Annotated in this window: 2 protein-coding genes; both read right to left on the reverse strand. The window is 52.6% G+C overall.

Translation table 11 applies throughout. The features are described 5' to 3' along the window. Positions 1-20: 20 nt before the first annotated feature. A complete protein-coding gene (locus tag M6F29_RS11865) occupies positions 21-305 on the reverse strand; it encodes a hypothetical protein (RefSeq protein WP_298160178.1) in 285 nt (94 codons plus the stop codon). 280 nt (positions 306-585) lie between these two features. Then, positions 586-917: polysaccharide biosynthesis protein (locus M6F29_RS11870; RefSeq protein ID WP_298160180.1), on the reverse strand; the 332-nt coding region annotated here is incomplete at its 5' end.

Below are 917 nucleotides of genomic sequence, written 5' to 3' on the forward strand. Positions count from 1 at the left end.
GGGCGTCACCCCCTCAACCCTCATCCAAAATGATCACCAACCCCTGAAAATCCATCAAAATAACTGATCACACTCACCAGACGCTGGAGCAGAACCGTCTTCTGCCTCAATTCCAGCACCCGACCTGTGCATAGACGATTGTCCTTTTCGTCGAAGTATTCAACCTGTTGCCCGACATGAAGCACCCTGCGAATGGCAATGATCCATTTGGGATCGCACAGCATCCGGTCAATAGCCGCGCTCAGGCGATACAACTCAAATCCCGAAGCCCGTTTCAATGCCTCGAGTACTTCAGTAAAGTTCATGATGCCATTCCCTGAGATAAAGTCAAATCCGTGCAAGCGGTAACTGAGCGGCGTTGTATTTTCCGGATAATTTTTGCGAGACGTCGCTTCGCTCCATCCCTGCGAACAACTTTCTGCACACTTCTCTCCAAATTATGACACGGGGGAGCGAGTATGGAAACAAATTCGGGTAGCGGTAGATTGCGCTGACCCTCACCAGAAACTGATGTTCTTTGCCGAAGCCAGGGTCCGGGTGTTCATCTATGGCCAGCCCGTGGATGCCCGCAAATCCTATGACGGTTCACTCCAATGAATTTTGTTCCAGATGTACCCAGTCCACGATGTCGCTTTCTGGCTGGTATCCGGGGACCAGTTGTTTGAGCAGTAAACGGATCAGGCCTACATCGTTGGTGTTGAGGGCTATCGTGAGGGTGTCGAGTTTGCTGTTCAGTTCCGTCCATCTCAGAAAATCTTCATGGGCTTTCATGATGCGTGGATGGGTGGTGGCTTCGGGGTGGTTGCCGATGAGCAGCTCCTCATAGAGTTTCTCGCCCGGACGCAGGCCGGTCACCCGGATTTCGATGTCACCTTCCGGATCGTCGTCGTCACGTATCCGCAGGCCGGACAGTTCCA

Origin of the sequence: Ferrovum sp., assembly GCF_027317285.1 — a bacterium.
Lineage (GTDB): Bacteria > Pseudomonadota > Gammaproteobacteria > Burkholderiales > Ferrovaceae > Ferrovum.

Excerpts from the sequence above, each read along its gene's own strand:
- M6F29_RS11865 (WP_298160178.1), bottom strand. The coding sequence starts at position 305 with ATGAACTTTACTGAAGTACTCGAGGCATTGAAACGGGCTTCGGGATTT.